The organism is Rhizobium sp. P1_E1 (genome assembly GCF_056406015.1).
In genome coordinates this window covers 23,016-41,603 of record NZ_JBFUAY010000050.1, presented here as the reverse complement: position 1 = coordinate 41,603, position 18,588 = coordinate 23,016, and the positions used below count along the sequence as shown (strand labels likewise).

General features: G+C 61.3%; 20 protein-coding genes and 1 tRNA gene. 14 read left to right on the top strand and 7 right to left on the bottom strand.

Annotation, left to right across the window (positions count from 1 at the left end; all coding sequences use genetic code 11):
* Positions 1-269: 269 nt before the first annotated feature.
* The 3 genes from AC1D1Z_RS18170 to AC1D1Z_RS18160 all read right to left on the bottom strand — a co-directional run bounded on the left by AC1D1Z_RS18170 (position 270) and on the right by AC1D1Z_RS18160 (position 3,047).
* Positions 270-360, bottom strand: a tRNA-Ser gene (locus AC1D1Z_RS18170).
* Positions 361-528: 168 nt separating this feature from the next.
* Positions 529-1,746, bottom strand: coding sequence for an NAD(P)/FAD-dependent oxidoreductase (locus tag AC1D1Z_RS18165; protein ID WP_283186359.1), 1,218 nt, complete (start codon positions 1,744-1,746; stop codon positions 529-531).
* Between the two features lie 185 nt (positions 1,747-1,931).
* Positions 1,932-3,047: a Gfo/Idh/MocA family protein gene (locus AC1D1Z_RS18160; protein ID WP_477851458.1), complete on the bottom strand. Its 1,116-nt coding sequence runs from the start codon at positions 3,045-3,047 to the stop codon at positions 1,932-1,934.
* A gap of 207 nt (positions 3,048-3,254) precedes the next feature.
* Between AC1D1Z_RS18160 and AC1D1Z_RS18155 the strand changes: the two genes are divergently transcribed.
* From AC1D1Z_RS18155 to AC1D1Z_RS18120, 8 genes are all read left to right on the top strand, one after another.
* Positions 3,255-4,130, top strand: a complete 876-nt coding sequence (locus AC1D1Z_RS18155; protein ID WP_027685308.1) for a MurR/RpiR family transcriptional regulator — start codon at positions 3,255-3,257, stop codon at positions 4,128-4,130.
* A gap of 92 nt (positions 4,131-4,222) precedes the next feature.
* The gene (locus AC1D1Z_RS18150) at positions 4,223-6,157 is read left to right on the top strand and encodes a bifunctional 5-dehydro-2-deoxygluconokinase/5-dehydro-2-deoxyphosphogluconate aldolase (RefSeq protein ID WP_446983278.1); all 1,935 of its coding nucleotides are present in this window, start codon (positions 4,223-4,225) and stop codon (positions 6,155-6,157) included.
* 206 nt (positions 6,158-6,363) lie between these two features.
* The gene (iolD, locus tag AC1D1Z_RS18145) at positions 6,364-8,214 is read left to right on the top strand and encodes a 3D-(3,5/4)-trihydroxycyclohexane-1,2-dione acylhydrolase (decyclizing) (protein WP_334542973.1); all 1,851 of its coding nucleotides are present in this window, start codon (positions 6,364-6,366) and stop codon (positions 8,212-8,214) included.
* Positions 8,215-8,278: 64 nt separating this feature from the next.
* Positions 8,279-9,199 carry a myo-inosose-2 dehydratase gene (gene iolE, locus AC1D1Z_RS18140; RefSeq protein WP_446983277.1) on the top strand — a complete coding sequence of 307 codons (921 nt, stop codon included), beginning with the start codon at positions 8,279-8,281 and terminating at the stop codon, positions 9,197-9,199.
* 210 nt (positions 9,200-9,409) lie between these two features.
* Positions 9,410-10,207, top strand: a complete 798-nt coding sequence (gene iolB / locus AC1D1Z_RS18135) for a 5-deoxy-glucuronate isomerase (RefSeq protein WP_018241383.1) — start codon at positions 9,410-9,412, stop codon at positions 10,205-10,207.
* Between the two features lie 89 nt (positions 10,208-10,296).
* Entirely contained in the window at positions 10,297-10,506 is a 210-nt protein-coding gene (locus AC1D1Z_RS18130; RefSeq protein ID WP_182566290.1) for a DUF1127 domain-containing protein, read from the top strand.
* Positions 10,507-10,572: 66 nt separating this feature from the next.
* Complete coding sequence (locus AC1D1Z_RS18125; protein WP_477851453.1) at positions 10,573-11,409, top strand: helix-turn-helix transcriptional regulator; 837 nt, start codon at positions 10,573-10,575, stop codon at positions 11,407-11,409.
* Between the two features lie 199 nt (positions 11,410-11,608).
* A complete protein-coding gene (locus AC1D1Z_RS18120) occupies positions 11,609-11,770 on the top strand; it encodes a hypothetical protein (RefSeq protein ID WP_165548340.1) in 162 nt (53 codons plus the stop codon).
* A gap of 91 nt (positions 11,771-11,861) precedes the next feature.
* On the opposite strand, the gene AC1D1Z_RS18115 is transcribed toward AC1D1Z_RS18120, so the two are convergent.
* Together AC1D1Z_RS18115 and AC1D1Z_RS18110 are read right to left on the bottom strand one after the other, a co-directional pair.
* Positions 11,862-13,229, bottom strand: coding sequence for an MATE family efflux transporter (locus AC1D1Z_RS18115; RefSeq protein ID WP_446983276.1), 1,368 nt, complete (start codon positions 13,227-13,229; stop codon positions 11,862-11,864).
* Between the two features lie 85 nt (positions 13,230-13,314).
* Positions 13,315-13,755, bottom strand: coding sequence for a glyoxalase superfamily protein (locus tag AC1D1Z_RS18110; protein ID WP_018447361.1), 441 nt, complete (start codon positions 13,753-13,755; stop codon positions 13,315-13,317).
* A 79-nt stretch (positions 13,756-13,834) separates the two neighbouring features.
* Here AC1D1Z_RS18110 and AC1D1Z_RS18105 point away from each other — a divergent pair, with 79 nt between their 5' ends.
* Both AC1D1Z_RS18105 and AC1D1Z_RS18100 read left to right on the top strand, forming a co-directional pair.
* Entirely contained in the window at positions 13,835-14,068 is a 234-nt protein-coding gene (locus AC1D1Z_RS18105) for a hypothetical protein (RefSeq protein WP_477851450.1), read from the top strand.
* 42 nt (positions 14,069-14,110) lie between these two features.
* Positions 14,111-14,443, top strand: coding sequence for a hypothetical protein (locus AC1D1Z_RS18100; protein WP_018241377.1), 333 nt, complete (start codon positions 14,111-14,113; stop codon positions 14,441-14,443).
* Here AC1D1Z_RS18100 and AC1D1Z_RS18095 read toward each other — a convergent pair.
* Complete coding sequence (locus AC1D1Z_RS18095; RefSeq protein WP_026230823.1) at positions 14,394-14,657, bottom strand: hypothetical protein; 264 nt, start codon at positions 14,655-14,657, stop codon at positions 14,394-14,396. The two genes, AC1D1Z_RS18100 and AC1D1Z_RS18095, sit on opposite strands and share 50 nt — an antisense overlap.
* Before the next feature lie 91 nt (positions 14,658-14,748).
* On the opposite strand from AC1D1Z_RS18095, the gene AC1D1Z_RS18090 reads away from it, so the two are divergent.
* On the top strand, positions 14,749-15,615 hold the full coding sequence (locus AC1D1Z_RS18090) for a LysR family transcriptional regulator (RefSeq protein WP_446983274.1): 867 nt from the start codon (positions 14,749-14,751) through the stop codon (positions 15,613-15,615).
* A 65-nt stretch (positions 15,616-15,680) separates the two neighbouring features.
* Here AC1D1Z_RS18090 and AC1D1Z_RS18085 read toward each other — a convergent pair whose 3' ends face one another.
* Entirely contained in the window at positions 15,681-16,127 is a 447-nt protein-coding gene (locus tag AC1D1Z_RS18085; protein WP_026188334.1) for a baeRF12 domain-containing protein, read from the bottom strand.
* A 162-nt stretch (positions 16,128-16,289) separates the two neighbouring features.
* Here AC1D1Z_RS18085 and AC1D1Z_RS18080 point away from each other — a divergent pair, with 162 nt between their 5' ends.
* From AC1D1Z_RS18080 to AC1D1Z_RS18070, 3 genes are all read left to right on the top strand, one after another.
* Positions 16,290-16,691, top strand: coding sequence for a DUF2177 family protein (locus AC1D1Z_RS18080; RefSeq protein WP_477851446.1), 402 nt, complete (start codon positions 16,290-16,292; stop codon positions 16,689-16,691).
* A gap of 234 nt (positions 16,692-16,925) precedes the next feature.
* Positions 16,926-17,327 (top strand): PilZ domain-containing protein, encoded by a 402-nt coding sequence (locus AC1D1Z_RS18075; protein WP_477851444.1) that lies wholly within the window; start codon positions 16,926-16,928, stop codon positions 17,325-17,327.
* A 95-nt stretch (positions 17,328-17,422) separates the two neighbouring features.
* On the top strand, positions 17,423-18,538 hold the full coding sequence (locus AC1D1Z_RS18070) for a pyridoxal phosphate-dependent aminotransferase (RefSeq protein WP_446983272.1): 1,116 nt from the start codon (positions 17,423-17,425) through the stop codon (positions 18,536-18,538).
* Positions 18,539-18,588 lie beyond the last annotated feature (50 nt).

Genomic DNA, 18,588 nt, shown 5'->3' with positions numbered 1-18,588 from the left:
ACAAAGAATTGGACATGCGCTCTGCGACACTTTCGTGACACTTTTTTGACAAAATGCGGCTCTTGCGGGGATTCAGGATTGCCGAAAGCGTAACCGGACGTGCACCGATCCACTTTCGCCACCTGCCGGTGGCTTGAGCGCGGGAGGTGATTCCCGCAGGCGATTCTCTTGCTCAAGGCAGAGAGATTTTTCGTCGCCGGTCTAGCCGACTAAGCGAACGTGATTCCCTGCCGGAAACTAACGATCGACGCACACTCAGGAAATCGGAATGGCGGAGAAGATGGGATTCGAACCCACGATACGCTTTTGACGTATACTCCCTTAGCAGGGGAGCGCCTTCGACCACTCGGCCACCTCTCCGGTGCGGCCTAACTATGGCGACCGATCTGTGAATGCAAGGGTTTTTTGAGTTTTCACCAGAAGAAATGCAGCGGCTGCCATTTCGGCCGGTTACGCAAACAGAGCACATTTCCTGCCGCGATCCGCGGAATTTGATCGCGCTTCGTTCTCGTGATGAGGAAGCCGAGTTCAGCCGAGCAGGCTCTTGAGGTCAGCAGAGGGGTCGGAGAGAATCGTTTTATCGGGGTTGGTCCCGGATTCCAGCAGCTTTTTGCCGGTCACATAGGCTTTCGCGTCGTTGATCGCATCGACGGCGATCAGCCGGCCTTCCCTGAAGTACCAGACCGAATGGGCGCCTTCGCGGGTGCCGGGGCGCAGCAGCGTCTCGTCATAGCCGAGATTGAAGCCGGCAATCTGCAGCTTGACGTCATACTGGTCGGACCAGAACCACGGCTTCGGCGCATAAGGCTCGCTGCCGCCAGCGATGACGGCCGCCGCTGCTTCGGCCTGGTCGACGGCGTTCTGCACCGATTCGAGCCTGATGCGGCCGCCCTCCCAGGGAAGTGCGGCGCAATCACCGGCCGCAAAGATCGCCGGATCGGAGGTGCGCGCGAATTCGTCGACCACAATGCCGTTGGCGACCTCGAGGCCGGCTTCCTTGGCGAGTTGGTCGTTCGGCGCGACGCCGATGCCGACGACGGCGAAATCGATGTCGATGACCGATCCGTCGGAAAGTGCGGCACCGGTGACGCGGCCATCCTTGCCGACCAGATGCTTGAGCCCTGTCTTCTCGCGGATCACCACGTCATGGGTCTCGTGAATCCTGCGCATGATGTCGGCGGTCTCCTTCGCCGCGACGCGCTGCAGGATGCGGTCGGCCATCTCGATGACGGTGACTTCCAGGCCGCGATGGCGGGCAACGGCTGCCGCCTCGAGACCGATATAACCGCCGCCGATGATGAGGACGCGGCGACCGGGGCGCATCTCGTCAGCAAGCAGGTCTGCATCGCGCTTGTCGCGGGCAACATAGACGCCTTCGAGATCGCCGCCGATTGCGGCCGGCAGCCGGCGCGGCGTCGAGCCGGTGGCCAGCGCCAGCGTGCCGTAGTCAAGAACGGAGCCGTCCTGCAGCAGAACCTGCTTGCTGTCCGGCTTGATCTGCTCGGCCCAGGTCGACAGGCGAAGGTCGACGTCATTGTCCGCATACCAATGCTCGGCACGGAACAGCAGGCGGTCGAAGGCCATTTCGCCGAGCAGGTATTTCTTTGAAAGCGGCGGGCGCTGATAGGGCGCGACGTCTTCCGCGCCGATGAGGGTGATCGGGCGCGTATCCTTCAACGCACGCAGCTTGGCCGCCAATGCGAAACCGGCCTGTCCCGCGCCGATGATCACCAGTCTATCCGTCACGATCTCACTCCTGAAGCTGCGCCCGACAACCACGCCAAGGCCTATCCCCTACACCGCCGCGCGCCTTTCAGACGCGCGAACGACGCTGTCGCATTTTGAGTTTCTGCATAATCCCTGAAATCGATTTCGATTTCAGGGATTATGCAGTAGCCCGTGCGCCGTCAACGGAAAGCGGCCTCTTACATTCAGGCGATCTCGATCCAGCGGCGCTCGTGGAAGGACTGTGCCATGGCATGTACCGACTTCTCTATCCTGAGACCGTCTTCGAATGTCACGATCGACGACGGTCCGCCTGAAATTGCCCGGATCAGCTCGCGGCATTCGATGATCTTCAGATCGTTGAAGCCGAGGCCATGGCCGGGCGCTGGAATGAACCGATCATAAGGCCGATGAGCGGGTGCCGCCAGTATCTTGCGGAAACCCTGTTCGGAGCCGCGACCCTCGGCCTGATAGAGTTCGAATTCGTTCATGCGCTCCTGATCGTAGACGATCGAGCCTTTCGAGCCGAAAATCTGCAGGGCGATGCGGCCCTTACGACCCCAGGCGGCGCGATTCGCCATCAACACGGCTGAGATGCCGCCGCCAAGCCGCATCAGCACGTTGGCGCCATCGTGGTTTTCGACGGCACGGCGACCACCCTCGCCCAGCGGGCGGTCGGCATAGGGTTTTACCATATCCGTTATGACGGCCTCCACATGGCCGAAGAGATACCAGAGCAGCGACAGCGGGTGCACGGCGAAATCGTCGAGCGCGCCGTAGCCGGCGGAAAGCTCGCTCTTCCAATAAAAGAAGACATCGGGATCGGCCATGAAATCCTCGTCCATCTCGACGCGGATATGATTGACCGTGCCGATGGCGCCCTCGCCAATCAGCGTCCTGATATGCCGCATGACGGGATTCTGAATGTAATTATAGCCAAGAGCGGCAACCTTGCCGGATCGCTTCGCCGTTTCCAGCATGCGCTCGGCATCGGCATAGGCCGGCGCCATCGGCTTTTCGCACCAGACATGCTTGCCGGCCTCAAGGGCAGCAATCGCCATCTCGGCGTGGAACTGATTGGGCGTGGTGACGGAGACGACGTCGACCTCGGGGTCGGCAATCAGCGCCCGCCAGTCGGCCGTCGCCTTCTCGAAACCGAATTCACCGGCACGAGTCTCAGCGAGCCCGGCATTGGCTTCGGCCAGATGCACAAGACGCGGACGCTCGACATCGCCGAACACCGTCTTTACCGCATTCCACGCCAGCGCATGKCACTTGCCCATATAACCGGTGCCGATCAAACCGATGCCGAGTGGCTTCATTTCCGTCTCCTCCAGAGCTGCGCGCGGATTTTTGGAATATTTGGATCATTTTGACAAGGGACCTATCACAAGCATTTCTGCGCCATTCCCGAATGGAACTGTTCAAAAGCCTTCAATTACAGGGGATTAAAAACAATTAGCCGTGCCGTTTGAAATCGTTTATGTTCGATAATATGGAATATTTGTTTCATCTCCCGAGCTGCAAGCATGGATAACGATCCTCAGAGGCACGCGCGCGTACCGCGCGATTTCGAAAGCCTGCGCAGTACCATCATCGAGCGCAAGGCGAACATGCCGAAGCGGCTGGCGCAGGTCGCCGCCTTCGCCCTCGGCAATCCCGACGAGATCGCCTTCGGCACGACGGCGAGCATCGCGGCCGCCTCCGACGTCCAGCCCTCGACGCTGGTGCGCCTGGCGCATCATCTGGGTTATGGAGGGTTTTCCGACCTGCAGAGCATCTTTCGCGAAAGATTGCGCGACCGGACGCTAAGCTACGAAGAGCGCCTCGTCACGCTGGAGCAATCGAGCGGCGACGATGAGGACGCCAATCTGCTCTCCGGCTTCATCGCCGCGGCAAACCAGTCGGTCAATCGGCTGGCGGCGACGGTGCAGAGCGATACTTTCACCAAAGCCGTGAATATCCTGGCTAACGCCGAGACGATCTATCTGATCGCCAAACGGCGCTCCTATCCGCTGACGGCGCACATGACCTACGCTTTTTCCAAGCTCAACATCCGCCACCAGATCGTCGCCTCGCCAAACGGCGTTGACCCTGAGATGGTGCAATTCGCAACACCGAAGGATGCGGCGATCGCGGCAAGCTTTTCGCCCTACGCGGCCGATAGCCTCAACCAGAGCCAGGAGCTTGCCGACCGCGGCGTCCCCGTCATCGCGATCACCGATTCGGCTTTCTCGCCGCTTGCCGCCTGCGCCACGCACTGGTTCGAGGTGGCGGAAGCCGATTTCGCCGGCTTCCGCTCGCTTTCGGCCTCGATGGCGCTCACCATGGCACTGCCGGTTGCAATTGCCGAGCGCCGGCGCAAGCATCAACAGTCGAAACCTGTAAAAGGCAAAATGGAATAAACATTCCGAATTGACAAAATATCGGAACCAATGTTTCATTATTGAAAATTCGCAGGCACTGGAAGCCGCGCAAAATCTAGCGGGAGGACATCATGGTACAATCGAATCCGGGTTCACAGCCGGAGCCGGCGCTTGATGTGATCACCATCGGCCGTTCCTCGGTCGATCTTTACGGCCAGCAGATCGGTTCGCGGCTGGAGGATATCGGCTCCTTCGCCAAGTCCGTTGGCGGCTGCCCGGCCAATATCGCCATCGGCACGGCACGGCTCGGCCTCAAATCCGGCCTCATCACCCGCGTCGGCGACGAACAAATGGGACGCTTCATCCGCGAGCAGTCGGCGCGCGAAGGTGTGGCGACAGACGGCATCGTCACCGACAAGGAGCGGCTGACGGCGCTGGTGCTGCTTGCGGTCGAGGCCGAGGGCGTGTCGCCGATGATCTTCTACCGGTCGGACTGCGCCGACATGGCGCTCGATGAAGGCGATATCGACGAAGATTTCATCAGATCGTCGCGCGCCGTTCTCGTTTCCGGCACGCATTTCTCGCGGCCGAATACCGAGGCCGCCCAGCGCAAAGCGATCCGCATCGCCAAGGCGAACGGCCGCAAGGTGATCTTCGACATCGATTACCGGCCGAATCTCTGGGGCCTTGCCGGCCATGCGGAAGGCTTCGAGCGCTACGTGAAATCCGACCGGGTCTCCTCGAAGATGAAGGAGACGCTGCCGGATTGCGATCTCATCGTCGGCACCGAAGAGGAAATCCTGATCGCGTCCGGCGCCGACGATGTGCTCGGCGCGCTGAAGGAGATCCGCCGCCTTTCGCCGGCGACGATCGTGCTCAAGCGCGGCGCCATGGGCTGCATCGTCTATGACGGGCCGATCGCCGACGATCTTGAAGCCGGCATCATCGGTCAGGGTTTCCCGATCGAAGTCTTCAACGTACTTGGCGCCGGCGACGCCTTCATGTCCGGCTTCCTGCGCGGCTTCCTGCGCGACGAGCCTCTGAAGACCTGCGCCACCTGGGCCAATGCCTGCGGCGCCTTCGCGGTCTCCCGACTGCTCTGCTCGCCGGAATATCCGACCTGGGCGGAACTCGACTTCTTCCTGACGACCGGCAGCAAACATCGGGCGCTGCGCAAGGACGAGGAGATCAACCATATTCATTGGGCATCAACCCGGCGCGGCGAAATCCCGCTTTTGATGGCACTGGCGATCGACCATCGTTCGCAGCTCGTCAGCGTCGCCGATGAACTCGGCGTCGGCCACGAGAAGATCGTCGCCTTCAAGCGGCTGGCAGTCGCGGCAGCGGCGCGGGTTTCGAACGGCCGCGACGGCTACGGCATGCTGATCGACGAACGTTTCGGCCGCGACGCCTTCTTCGATGCGGCGACGAAGAATTTCTCCTGGATCGGCCGGCCGGTGGAATTGCCTGGCTCGAAGCCACTGCGCTTCGAATTCAGCCAGGATATCGGCTCGCAGCTGGTGGAATGGCCGCTCGCTCATTGCATCAAGTGCCTGTGCTTCTATCATCCCGATGATCCGGCTGAATTGAAGACGGAGCAGCAGGAGAAGCTGCGCACGCTGTTCGAGGCTGCCCGCAAAGTCGGGCGCGAGCTGCTGGTGGAGATCATCGCCGGTAAGAACGGGCCGCTCACCGACGATACCATTGCGACCGCGCTGGAGGAGCTCTATGCGCTCGGCATCAAGCCAGACTGGTGGAAGCTCGAGCCGCAGGCATCCCGTGAAGCCTGGAAAAAGATCGATGCGGTGATCACCAAAAATGATCCATGGTGCCGCGGTATCGTGCTCTTGGGGCTCGAGGCGCCCGCCGACGAGCTGATCTCCTGCTTCGAGGCGACGCTGGCGGCTCCCTCCGTGAAGGGTTTCGCCGTCGGCCGAACGATCTTTGCCGATCCGGCACGCGCCTGGCTTTCGGGCGAAATGAACGACGAGGAGGCGATCGCCGACATGGCCGGTCGATTCCGGCAACTGACGGAGGCGTGGCTGAAGACCCGCGGACATCAGTAGAAACCGAATTGAGACCCCTCCCCAACCCCTCCCCATAAGGTGGGAGGGACTTAACTTGGGGCACTACCTCACGCCGTGAACGAGCGTCCTTTTGGACAAGACGTTGCGGCGAGAATGTAGAGAGCCCGGCAGGTTAGCCCCTCCCCTCGTGGAGAGGAGTTGGGAAGGGGAAAACAGATAGAGAGTCAAAAGTCCGGGAGGACCCGATGGGCAAGACGATACGGTTGACGATGGCGCAGGCCGTCGCGCATTTCCTGAAAGTACAGATGACGATCGTCGACGGCAAAAAGGTGCCGATCTTCGGTGGCGTCTGGGCGATCTTCGGTCACGGCAACGTCGCCGGCATCGGCGAGGCGCTCTATCAGGTGCGCGGCGAATTGACGACCTATCGCGCCCACAATGAACAGGGCATGGCGCATGCCGCGATCGCCTATGCCAAGGCGAATTTCCGCACGCGCTTCATGGCCTGCACGAGTTCGATCGGCCCCGGCGCGCTGAACATGGTGACGGCCGCCGGCGTGGCGCATGTCAATCGTATTCCCGTTCTCTTCCTGCCGGGCGATGTCTTCGCCAACCGCGCGCCGGATCCGGTGCTGCAGCAGATCGAAGATTTCGGCGACGGCACGGTTTCAGCCAATGATGCCTTCCGTTCGGTTTCGCGCTATTTCGACCGCATCACCCGACCCGAGCAGATCATCACGGCGCTGAAGCGCGCCATGCAGGTCCTGACCGACCCCCTGGATTGCGGCCCGGTGACATTGTCGCTCTGCCAGGACGTCCAGGCAGAAGCCTACGATTATCCGGAAAGCCTGTTCGATGAAAAAGTCTGGACGACCCGCCGGCCGCAGCCGGATGCGGACGAGCTGGCGAATGCCATCGCACTGATCAAGGCGTCGCAGAAGCCGGTGATCGTTGCCGGCGGCGGCGTGCTTTACTCTCAGGCGACGAAGGAGCTTGCTGCCTTTGCCGAGGCGCATGGCGTTCCCGTCGTCGCCACCCAGGCCGGCAAGTCGGCGATCAACGAGACCCATCCGCTGGCGCTCGGCTCGGTCGGCGTCACCGGCACGTCGGCGGCCAATGCGATCGCCGAAGAGACGGATCTTGTCATTGCCGTCGGCACACGCTGCCAGGATTTCACCACCGGCTCCTGGGCGCTGTTCAAGAACGACAGCCTGAAGATGATCGGCCTCAACATCGCCGCCTATGACGCAGTGAAGCACGACAGCCATCCGCTGGTGACTGACGCCCGCGAAGGGTTGAAGGCGCTTTCGGCAGGGCTTTCGGGCTGGAAGGCGCCGGCCGCACTCGCCGAGAAGGCGACTGCGGAGAAGAAGGTCTGGATGGAGGCCGCTGCCAAGGCGATGGCGACGACCAATGCCGCCCTGCCCTCCGATGCCCAAGTGATCGGCGCGGTGGCTCGCACGCTCGGCGGCGAGAATACGACGGTGCTTTGCGCTGCGGGCGGCCTTCCCGGCGAATTGCACAAGCTCTGGCCGGCGACGGCGCCGGGCAGCTATCACATGGAATACGGCTTTTCCTGCATGGGTTACGAGATCGCCGGCGGGCTCGGCGCCAAGATGGCGCATCCTGAACGGGATGTCGTCGTCATGGTCGGCGACGGTTCCTACATGATGATGAATTCCGAGCTTGCCACCTCGGTCATGCTTGGCCTCAAGCTCAATATCGTCGTGCTCGACAATCGCGGTTATGGTTGCATCAACCGGCTGCAGATGGGAACCGGCGGCGCCAACTTTAACAATCTGCTGAAGGACTCCTATCACGAGGTGATGCCGGAGATCGATTTCCGGGCGCATGCCGAAAGCATGGGCGCCATCGCCGTCAAGGTCGCCTCGATCGCCGAGCTGGAGCAGGCGATCGCCGACTCGAAGAAGAACGACCGGACCTCGGTCTTCGTCATCGACACCGATCCGCTTGTTACCACGGAGGCCGGCGGCCACTGGTGGGATGTCGTGGTGCCTGAGGTCAGCTCGCGCGAACAGGTCAACGAAGCGCGCAAGGGCTACGTCGAAGCACGCGCCGCCCAGCGCATCGGCTAATTATCGCCGTCATTTTTCGGAAGAGCGGAGCCGCTCTTCCGCAATGCTTTTAAGGAGAATGTTGATGAAGGCCAAACTTGGCATGTCGCCCATCGCGTGGTGGAACGACGATCTTCCTGAACTCAGCGACGATGTGTCCCTCGAGGAATGCCTGCGGCAATCGCGCAGTGCCGGCTTTACCGGGATGGAGCAAGGCCGCCGTTTCCCTAGCAATCCGGAAGAGATGCTCCCGATCCTGCGCGCCGCCGACGTGACGCTATGCGGCGGCTGGTTCTCCGGCACGCTGGTCAATGAGGAGCTTTCCGCCAACAAGGACCGCATCGCGCCGATGATCTCGCTGTTCAAGGCGGTCAATGCGCCTTGCATCGTTTATGGCGAAGTCGGCTGCTCGATCCAGGGCGACCGTTCCAAGCCGCTCGCGACCAAGCCGCGCCTCTCCGATGACGAGATGAAGGCCTATGCGCGCCGTGTCACGGAATTCGGGGAATGGTGCGCCGAGCAGGGCATGCCGCTTTCCTATCACCATCACATGGCCGCCGTCGTCGAAACCGAGCCGGAACTCGACGCCTTCATGCGTTACTCGGGCGAAGGTATTCCGCTGCTGCTTGATGCCGGACATCTTGCTTTTGCCGGCGGCGACGTGTTGCGCGCCATCGAGAACCACCACGCCCGTGTCAACCATGTTCACGTCAAGGATATCCGCAAGCCTGTCGTGGATGGGCTGGACCGCAGCCGGCAGTCCTTCCTCGATGCGGTGGCACTTGGCGCCTTCACCGTGCCGGGCGACGGCTCGCTCGATTTCGGTGCCATCGTCCAGCGGCTGGCCGATCACGGCTATGAAGGCTGGTTCGTCGTCGAGGCCGAACAGGATCCGCGCAAGGCCCCGCCGCAGAAGATGGCCGAGATCGGTCACGCCGAGTTGATGCGCGTCATGACGGCTGCTGGCTATACCGTGGAAACGGAAGGCTTCCCCAAGGGGTCGTAAAGCCTGGTTGTCCGGGCGTCCTCCCACAAGGGGCTCGCCTTTCCGGACCGCTGGAGCAAGAAGCCCTCTCATCCGCCCTCCGGGCAGCTTCTCCCCGGTGGGGAGAAGAGGAACGGAAAGGGCGCGGCATGTCGCTTCTCCCCTCGGGGAGAAAGGTGGCGGCAGCCGGATGAGGGAGCCGCACCCGCCAACTTACGAGGAAAAACACCAATGCCAAATCTCAAGGTGAAACCGTCCGGCACGCGCGGCCGTGTCACGCATGTCACTCCGGAAAATGCCGGATGGACCTATGTCGGCTTCGATCTGCATCGGATGAAGCCGGGCGAGACCGTTTCGGGAGAGACGGGCGATCGCGAAGTCTGCCTCGTCTGGGTAACCGGCAAGGGCAAGGCATCTGCCGGCACCAAGGATTTCGGCACGCTCGGCGGTCGCATGAGCCCGTTCGATGGTGCGCCGCATGCGCTCTACATCCCGATGGAATCGACGTGGTCGGTGACGGCGGAGACCGATCTGGAACTCGCCGTCTGCTCGGCGCCCGGCGGCGGTACCTATCAGGCAAAGGCAATCCCGCCCGGCACGCATCCGCAGGTGACGCGCGGCAAGGGCACGAACGTGCGCTATGTCAACAATATCATGCCGGAAGACGACAGCTCGGCGCATTCGCTGCTCGTCGTCGAGGTGATCACGCCAGGCGGCCACACCTCCTCCTATCCGCCGCACAAGCACGACCAGGACGACCTGCCGAACGAAAGCTTCCTGGAAGAGACCTATTACCATCGCCTCAACCCGCCGCAGGGGTTCGGCTTCCAGCGCGTCTACACCGACGACCGCTCGCTCGACGAAGCGATGGCGATCGAGGACGGCGATGTGACGCTGGTGCCGAAGGGCTACCACCCCTGCGCTGCCTGCCATGGCTATGATCTCTATTACCTCAACGTCATGGCCGGCCCGCAGCGGATCTGGAAATTCCACAATGCCGCCGAGCATGAGTGGCTGCTGAAGGCGTGAAGGCGTCCTCAGATCGCTAAATAATCTGACAGCGCGAAACTGCCGCTGATGGTTCACTGCCTCCATCCAAACACGGATGGAGGATCACAATGCATAACTCGAATTCCACAATCTCGGCCCGCAATATGCGGCCCGGCCTGTTCCTTGTTATAGTCACCGCAGCACAGTGGCTGGCGCGCAAAATGAACGAACGGCGCAACTGCAATGCGTTGATGGAGCTTTCCGACGAACAGCTGAAGGATATCGGCCTTTCCAGGGGGCAGACGGAAAGCGACGTCCACGTCTATAGTCGCTACTGAAACTTAAGCGTGATATTGTGCCGCCAGGTCGCCTCATCGGGCGGCCTGTCTGACCTGGAAGATGCAATGTCCCAGTTTTCAACAGCACCGCTCCTGAAAACGAAGACGGTCACCATTCGTGACATCGTCTGCAATGGCGAATGCCGCCACAGGRGCGACGAGGAATGCGCCCACAGGACGAGCCTCGTCTATCCCTATCGCGGCGTCTTCATGCGGCATGTCGGCCGCAATGATACGGTGGCCGAAGCCAATCAGGTCCTGTTCTTCAATGCCGGCCAGGGATATCGAATCAGCCACCCTATCGAGGGTGGCGACGCCTGCATCGATTTGGCGATCGACCAGACCATGCTCGAAGAGCTTACGCCGAAGGAGCAGGCGCAGCCCGGCGAGGTCTTTTCCTTCCGCCGCCAGCGCCGGCGGATCGATCCACGCGCGCAGGCGCTGGTCGCGCTCCTGCGTCATGGTCTCAGCCGCAACGTCGCCGAAACGCTGGAAGCGGAAATATTGGCGCTGACGCTGGTGCGCCGCTCGCTCGGCGAGCGCACATCGCATGCGGCGGGCGCCAGCGCCGGCCGGCAGAAACTCGTCGACCGGGCAAAGCTGGTGCTTTCCTCCGATCTCGCGCGGCGCTGGACACTTTCAGAAATCGCCTCAGAAGTGGGCGTCTCGCCGGTTTACCTCACCCAGGTCTTCCAACAGGTCGAGGCGACGCCACTTTACCGCTACCAATTGCGGCTGCGGCTTGCCCGTGCACTCGATCTGCTCGGCCAGTATGAGGATCTGACCGCGCTCGGTCTCGATCTCGGCTTTTCCAGCCACAGCCATTTCAGCGCTTCCTTCAAGCAGTCCTTCGGGCAGACTCCGGCCGAATTCCAGCGTTCGGCGCAGCTGCGGCGCAGGTGAAAGCCTACAGCGCCGCGCGTCTTTTCAGACGCGCAAAGGACGCTGTAGCACTTTGAATCCCCGCATAATGCCTTGAATCGATCACGATTTAAGGAATTATGCGGGGTCGATCGCTAAAGATTTCGACAGCGGCAATGCGGTCTTCGATGATCTTATGAGCCTGTCCCGATCCGGGGACGACCAACAGGAGGATCACCAGATGAAGAAGACTACATGCGCTGCCTGCGACTGCGAACTCGGCACGGAGACCATCACCGTCAAGCTCGGCGGCAAGACTGTCGAAGTCTGCTGCCAGGAATGCGCCGAGGCGTTGAATGAGGCGGAAGCTGCGACATCGGCCGCTTCGAATGGCAAGGAATAGCCGACAATCGACAAAAGCCGCGCTCCGGAGCGCGGCTTTTCCTTGCGCAATTCCGGACACAAAACCGCTGCGCACTTTTGTTGGAATTGCTCTAGACGGGCAGAAGCCCGTAGCGCCAGCCGCGGCGTTTCGCGTTCTGCGACAGCACCAGGAAAGCAAGGATGAACATGCCTGCCTCGGCAAAGACCGGCACCATCCAGATTCCCTGTTCGCCGAAGACGAAGGGCAGCAGGAAGGTGAGCGGCAGGGTGAGCAGATAGGGCCGCGACAGACCGAAGATCGCCGCGCGCGGCGCATCGCCGATCGACTGGAAATAGGACGACAGGATCAGCATCTGCCCGAAGAGAAAATAGGCGCCGATCGTCCAGGGCAGAATTCGCCTGACCTCGGCGATGATCGCGGGATCGGTGACGAAGACCGCACCGAGGCGGCTAGCCAGCAATTCGACGGTGATCTCCACCAGTGTGCAATAGACGAGTGCTGCAAGCATGGCGATCTGCAGGCTGCGGCCGACGCGGAGCCCGAGGCCGGCACCGTGATTGTTACCGGCAATCGTCTGCAGGGCGATGCTGAGTCCGAGCAGCGGCAGATAGGTAAAGGTCATGATCCGGGTGATGATGCCGTAGGCGGCCACCGTCGCGACATAGTCATGCGCGCTCCAGAGCGAGACGTTGATTAGAATGGCGGCCGAGGCCAGCGATATGCCGATGAAACCGAGGCTCATCGGCGCGCCGAAGGCGACGATGCCGCGCCATTCGGCGAGAGCCAACCCCGGGAAAGGTCTTAGTGCCGCCGGCCGGCGCCAGCGATAGGCGAGCACCGCTGCTAGGCAGACGAATTGCGACGCGATGGAACCGACCGCCGAACCGAGCACGCCCCAATGCATCACAGCCATGAACAGCCAATTGGCGAGGATATTGAGCAGCGAGGCCGACAGCGTCACCAGCGTCATGAAGCCGATCTTGCCTTCGCAGCGCAATGCGTCGAGATGCAGCGATAGGAAGAAACTGATCGGCGCAAAAGCGATCATCGCGCCCATGAACAGCATCGCGCCCTGGGCAACAGTGGCATTGCCGGCAGCACCGGTACCGATGATCTGTCGGCCCACGCTCCAGTAGACCAGATTGAGGATGAGGGTGACGGCGAGCGCCAGCGCATGCGCGCCGGCAAATACCCGACGTGCCCCATCGCGATTGCCGGCACCCAGCCGGCGGGCGAGGATACTCGCCATGCCGTTCGAGACCAACGATTGCAGAGCGATCAGCAGCATCAGCCCCGGGAAAATCAGGCTGACGGCAGAGAGCGCGTCCGGGCCGACATAGGCGCCGAGGAAATAGGCGTCGACGACGGTGAACAGGCCGTTGACGGTGGTGATCGCGACGATCGGTGCCGCCGTTTTGATGAAGACGCCCAGCAGCCAGCCGGTAAGAAAAGCATTGCCTTGGGAAAGATCGGTCATGGAGAAATCCGTGCGATATGAGGCAGGGTCCGATCCGGCTTAAAAGTCATGCGGATCCGGACGGCCTCAAAAGGACAAAAACAATCTAGAGATCGATCACCAGATGCGGCACGCCGTTCGAGGTCTTCCTCGGCGAGATACCGTCGGCATCGATCTGCGCGTTCACACGCTGGCGAAAGGCCGAAAAGCTCTCGAAGGTGACGACATCCACCGGCTCGTCGAAATGGATGGTGATCCTGTGCAGATCGCCGCCCGGCAGGGCCGAAAGCGCCAGAACTTCGCCGGTGAACGGCTGATTGAGATAACGGCCGCGAATATGCGCGCCGACGAAGAGCGGCGTCTTCGGAGCGGCATTGGGCTTTGCCGCCAGGGCCGCGAGCGTGTTCCAGTCGCGCGCGCCGTGCTGGCGGGCGATCATTTCCAGGGCAGCACTGTGGGTGAGCGGGGTGCCGCGATCGTTCATCGCCTGGCGCAGGCGCTTGGCCTGAGCCTTCAATTCGTCGATGGCAGGATAGGTCGTCGTCATGGCGTGAGCCTTCGCAAGGCATGCTCTTCGACTGTGGATGGGAGCTCGCATTGCCGCCAGTCAGCATGCACAAGGGGCCGTGACCATGATCGCGAGGGCTTCACCATGGATTTTCATCCGCGAGCGGCCGGTGCCTCGAACCGGCCTTTGTATGCGCGAACGCCGCCGACATGTCAAGAACGGCACGGATGCGCTGGGGAATGCGCAACTTTGGGGCAAATCTGCACGAAATCGATGCGATTTTCCCGCAGGTTTCACAGAAGCATTCAATTTTACCAATGTTCTTCAGCAAGTGTCAGCATTCTTCCGCTAATATCTTGTCGTATAACAAGCGGAGGCTAAAAGGGCCTTTCAGATGCACCTCGACACAGAACACCCTAAGCCGGAACGTGCTTACAGGGAATTCAATCTCGACAGACCCGGCAACATCATCTTCGTCGGCCATCACCTCAGCACCGGAACGCAGGTGCGCTGCCTGATCCGCACGATCACGCTTGCCGGCGCATTGCTCGAAGTCAGCCCGAACCTGGAAATACCGAGCCATTTCTTCCTCGAAATCCTCGGCATCCATGACGAGATCGGCGCGACCGTGGTCAAACGCGAAGGCGAATTGGTGACGATCAGCTTCAACATGCTGATCAATCCGGAATTCCTGCACCACGTGTTGCGATTGAACTTCGAAACCTGAGGCTTTTTCCGATCCGTGAATCATCGCGGCGCGTCTCCTTTGTTTCGCCGCTTCGTCTTGCGGCGAGACGTGCGATGATCGGAACGGCCCAGAGAAATCCGCGCCATTCTGGACGATCAAGCGGGTCGGCAAGCGGATCGGTCAAGGGACCGCGGCGGATCCGCCGATTGCGGATTTCGATTTCCCTGAAGAGAACAACCCAGTTGAGATCCATAGCTTCATCCTCCATCTATTTCCTGGAGCACTTGAGCTAAGCCTTCGCGCCCTTCCGATGTAGAGGCGCCGGAGAAAGGGGGTTTTCATCCATGAAAGATGCGAGCTGGGACGACCTGCAACTTTTCTTCCATGTTGCGACAGGCGGCGGGCTTTCGGCGGCGGCGGCCCGCACTGGACTCAGCGCGCCGACGATCGGCCGGCGCATGCTGGCGCTCGAACGGGTGACGGGGCGCTCGCTGTTCAGCCGCGGCCCTACCGGCTATCTGCTGGCCAAGGATGGGCAGGCGTTGCTCGATCGCGTCCGGCTGATGCAGGATGCGGCGCGCGCGATCTCCGACTGGCGCGGCGAGGTGCTGACGCTGCCGATCGTCTCGACGGCCGCCGACAGCTGGACCTCGCGCTTCGTCGCCGACCATCTGGCCAACGTCTGGACGCCGAAGGACAGTTTCCGTATGTGCTACAAGACCCGCGACACGGGCGTCGATTTCACTTACCGCGAGGCGCATATCGCCATTGGCCATAGCCGGCCGGAGAGCGGCAACGTCGCCATCCGCCGTTCGGTCCAGGTGGCGCATGCGGCCTATCAGGCGGCCAGTTATGACGAGACGAATTGCAACTGGATCTCGCTTGGCACCGATACCGCCGTCACGCCGGCCGACAAATGGACTTTCGAGCAGCCGGATTATTGGATCACCAGCTGGACGAACACGCCGCATATGCTGTTTTACCTCATCCGCGGCGGTGCCGGCCGCGGCGTGCTTCCCTGTTTCATCGGCGATCAGGAGCGCAGGCTCGTCCGCGCCGGGCCAGTGATCGACGAACTGACTTACGAGATGTGGATCGTTGCGCATGACGACGAACGGCAACGGCCGGAGGTCAGGATCGTCATCGACCGTCTGGCGGCGCTCTTTGCAGATCATGAAGAGCTGTTTGCCGGGCAGAGACCGTCCGCTTGACGCGGCGGAATAAGAAAACGCGGGCCCTTCGACCCGCGTTCACTAATAGGTAGGCTCTTGCCGGCTCAGGCGGCGAGATGCCGCTCGATCTCGTCGACCGGCATATTGGTATAGTCTTTCGCCACTTCCGCGGTGATCACCGCCTGCGTATCGGCGCGGAGTGCCGGCCGCAGCGTGCCAAGCGCCTTCGGCGGTGCAACGAGGACGATGCGACGGGCCTTCTTTTCCTGCACCAAGTCGTCGAGCTTTCCCGCCACCTGTTTCAGAAATTCGGCTTCGGCCTGATCCTGCCAACTGGTCTCCTCGACAGCGCTGCCGCTCAGTCCGTCTGCAGCATGGGTTCGGCCAGGCTTATCGGCGCCAATCTCGCGATCCGGCGCGCTCGGCTGCGTCAGGGTTTCCAGCACCTTCAGGTTCACCAGTTGGGCATCGCCGGCATTCTGCATGATCAGAGCCTTGGCTCCATCGCAGACCACGACCCATGATTCCCAAGGGATTTTGACATCAGTCATCTTCAACTCCTCGCTGTCGTCATTCGAAGCGCGCCGTGCTTCATCGGTCAAGGCACAACGCTCGGCCATTGAAAGAGTTCGGGAAAATTGCGCCGAAATCGAACGGGGCGGCGATCGGGCCGGTCCTTGCTGCGTAGAAAGGCCAAGTTCGGGAGATTGACAATGAAGACATCAATGCTCGCCTATGCCGGCGCCTTTCTCACCCTTCTCATCTGCGACGGGATATGGCTCGGCCTCATCGCCCGCAACTTCTACCGCGACCAACTGGGAAGGCTGATGCTGCCCTCGCCCAATCTTGCGGTCGGCGCACTGTTCTACCTGTTCTTCGCCGCCGCAGTGGTTGTGCTTGCAGTGCTTCCGGCGCTGTCGGCAGGCTCGATCGCCACCGCATTTCTCCACGGTGCCATTCTGGGACTGGCGGCCTATGGCACCTATGACATCACCAATCTTGCCACGCTTCGCAATTGGCCAGTCGTCATGAGCCTGGTCGACATGGCCTGGGGCACGGCTCTGACGGCGCTGACCGCCGCCGGCGGATATCTTACCGTCAGATTTTTTGGCTGAAACGGGAGGCTCGGAATGGAAACCGCGTCCCGATAATGAACATGAAGGCGTCCCGCTTGGGAACAAAGTTTGAAATCGTTAAAATTGTAATTTTATGTTTGACGAATGTGCAAAACATTCATGTGACCTTGGTTGCGATCAAGACCAGTTGCTCGATCAAGCCAGCCTGAATGAGATCAAGGTCAGCTTGATTGAGATAAACCCCCAATGCGTCCTGACTGACGGAGAATGTGAATGACTATGCTCCGCGCTACACACCTTGCCACGGTCAAGTCCGCCGTCTACGACCTGCGCTGGGAAGAATTCAGCGTCAAACGGCCAGCCCRCATCGTCGCCGTCCGGCCGTGCCTCACAGGCGTCTCCATGCGAAGCGCAGAGATCATCGATATCTCCCAGGGTGGCGCCACCTTCGTCGTCTCGACCACGGCCGGCCTGCCAAAGCACTATTATCTCAACATTCTTGGCCTCGCCTATCGCATCGGCTGCGCCGAGGTCTATCGCCATAAGGAACGCATCGGGGTGCGGTTCATCAACATCATGGACCCCGAGGTTCTGCGCCGCGTCGTCCGCACCGATTTCCTCGTCGGCAACATGGAAGCAATTGCTGCCCGGCGTGCGCCGATCTTCCGGGCCTGAACAGGCCGCAGTTGCGGAAATAATCTTGCTTGCGTTGGCCGTGTCYGGGCCTATTGTTTCGCCAATTGTCATTATGTCCGGGAAACTGCCGTCGCATGTCCGCCTTTTCGCGCTTCACACCTCTTGCCAGCGCCCTGCCTTCCACAGTCCCTTTCGTCGGCCCCGAGGCGATCGAGCGCCAGCGCGGGCTTGCCGTTTCGGCGCGCATCGGCGCCAATGAGAACGGCTTCGGCCCAGCCGCCTCCGTGTTTGCAGCGATGCGCGAGGAAGCCGGCAATATCTGGAAATACAACGATCCGGAGAACTTCGCGCTCAGGGAAGCGCTAGCCTCCCATCTCGGCGTCTCGGCCGCCAATATCGCCATCGGCAGCGGCATCGACGAATTGCTCGGTCAGATCGTCCGGCTGGTGATCGAGCCGGGCGCGCCCGTCATCACCTCGCTCGGCGCCTATCCGACCTTCAATTTCCATGTCGCCGGTTTCGGCGGTCGGCTGGTGACCGTTCCCTACGCAAACGACCGCGAGGATCTCGACGGCCTGCTCGATGCCGTCAAGCGCGAGAATGCGCCGCTCGTCTATTTCGCCAATCCTGATAATCCGATGGGCAGTTGGTGGGATGCCGACATTATCGTTGCTTTCGCCCGTTCGCTGCCCGAGACGACACTGATGGTGCTCGACGAGGCCTATAGCGAAACGGGGCCGGCAGGTTCACTGCCGTCGATCTCCTCGCTGATCGAGCTGCCGAACGTCGTTCGCACCCGCACCTTCTCCAAGGCCTACGGACTTGCCGGCTCACGCACCGGCTACGTGATCTCGACAGCAGGCACGGCGCAGGCCTTCGACAAGATCCGCAATCATTTCGGCATGAACCGGCTGGCAACGGCCGCAGCGCTCGCCGCCCTCAAGGACCAGGCCTATCTCGTCGAGGTGGTCGGGAAAATCCATGCGGCGCGGGAGCGGATCGGCGGTATCGCCCGGGCGAACGGTCTTGAGCCCCTGCCCTCGGCCACGAATTTCGTGGCGATCGACACCGGCCGCGACGGTGCTTATGCCAGGGCGATCGTCGACGGGCTGATGGAGCACGGGGTTTTCATCCGCATGCCTGGCGTGGCGCCGCTCAATCGATGCATTCGCGTCAGCGTCGGGCCGGAAGCGGATATGGCGTTGCTCGAAGAGACGCTGCCGCAGGTCCTGAAAGAGATCGGCCGATAAAACGGAAAAACCGCGGCCGGTGGAGGATCCGGTCGCGGTTCCGTTCTCCC

What these genes read in the sequence shown, in the direction of transcription:
- AC1D1Z_RS18130 (WP_182566290.1), top strand. Translation starts at nt 10,297, where the DNA reads ATGCATAACTCGAATTCCACAATCTCGGCCCGCAATATGCGGCCCGGC.
- AC1D1Z_RS18110 (WP_018447361.1), bottom strand. Translation starts at nt 13,755, where the DNA reads ATGACGACGACCTATCCTGCCATCGACGAATTGAAGGCTCAGGCCAAG.
- AC1D1Z_RS18095 (WP_026230823.1), bottom strand. Translation starts at nt 14,657, where the DNA reads ATGGATCTCAACTGGGTTGTTCTCTTCAGGGAAATCGAAATCCGCAAT.
- AC1D1Z_RS18155 (WP_027685308.1), top strand. Translation starts at nt 3,255, where the DNA reads ATGGATAACGATCCTCAGAGGCACGCGCGCGTACCGCGCGATTTCGAA.
- AC1D1Z_RS18085 (WP_026188334.1), bottom strand. Translation starts at nt 16,127, where the DNA reads ATGACTGATGTCAAAATCCCTTGGGAATCATGGGTCGTGGTCTGCGAT.
- AC1D1Z_RS18150 (WP_446983278.1), top strand. Translation starts at nt 4,223, where the DNA reads ATGGTACAATCGAATCCGGGTTCACAGCCGGAGCCGGCGCTTGATGTG.
- iolE (WP_446983277.1), top strand. Translation starts at nt 8,279, where the DNA reads ATGAAGGCCAAACTTGGCATGTCGCCCATCGCGTGGTGGAACGACGAT.
- iolD (WP_334542973.1), top strand. Translation starts at nt 6,364, where the DNA reads ATGGGCAAGACGATACGGTTGACGATGGCGCAGGCCGTCGCGCATTTC.
- AC1D1Z_RS18120 (WP_165548340.1), top strand. Translation starts at nt 11,609, where the DNA reads ATGAAGAAGACTACATGCGCTGCCTGCGACTGCGAACTCGGCACGGAG.
- AC1D1Z_RS18100 (WP_018241377.1), top strand. Translation starts at nt 14,111, where the DNA reads ATGCACCTCGACACAGAACACCCTAAGCCGGAACGTGCTTACAGGGAA.
- AC1D1Z_RS18115 (WP_446983276.1), bottom strand. Translation starts at nt 13,229, where the DNA reads ATGACCGATCTTTCCCAAGGCAATGCTTTTCTTACCGGCTGGCTGCTG.
- AC1D1Z_RS18080 (WP_477851446.1), top strand. Translation starts at nt 16,290, where the DNA reads ATGAAGACATCAATGCTCGCCTATGCCGGCGCCTTTCTCACCCTTCTC.
- iolB (WP_018241383.1), top strand. Translation starts at nt 9,410, where the DNA reads ATGCCAAATCTCAAGGTGAAACCGTCCGGCACGCGCGGCCGTGTCACG.
- AC1D1Z_RS18070 (WP_446983272.1), top strand. Translation starts at nt 17,423, where the DNA reads ATGTCCGCCTTTTCGCGCTTCACACCTCTTGCCAGCGCCCTGCCTTCC.
- AC1D1Z_RS18090 (WP_446983274.1), top strand. Translation starts at nt 14,749, where the DNA reads ATGAAAGATGCGAGCTGGGACGACCTGCAACTTTTCTTCCATGTTGCG.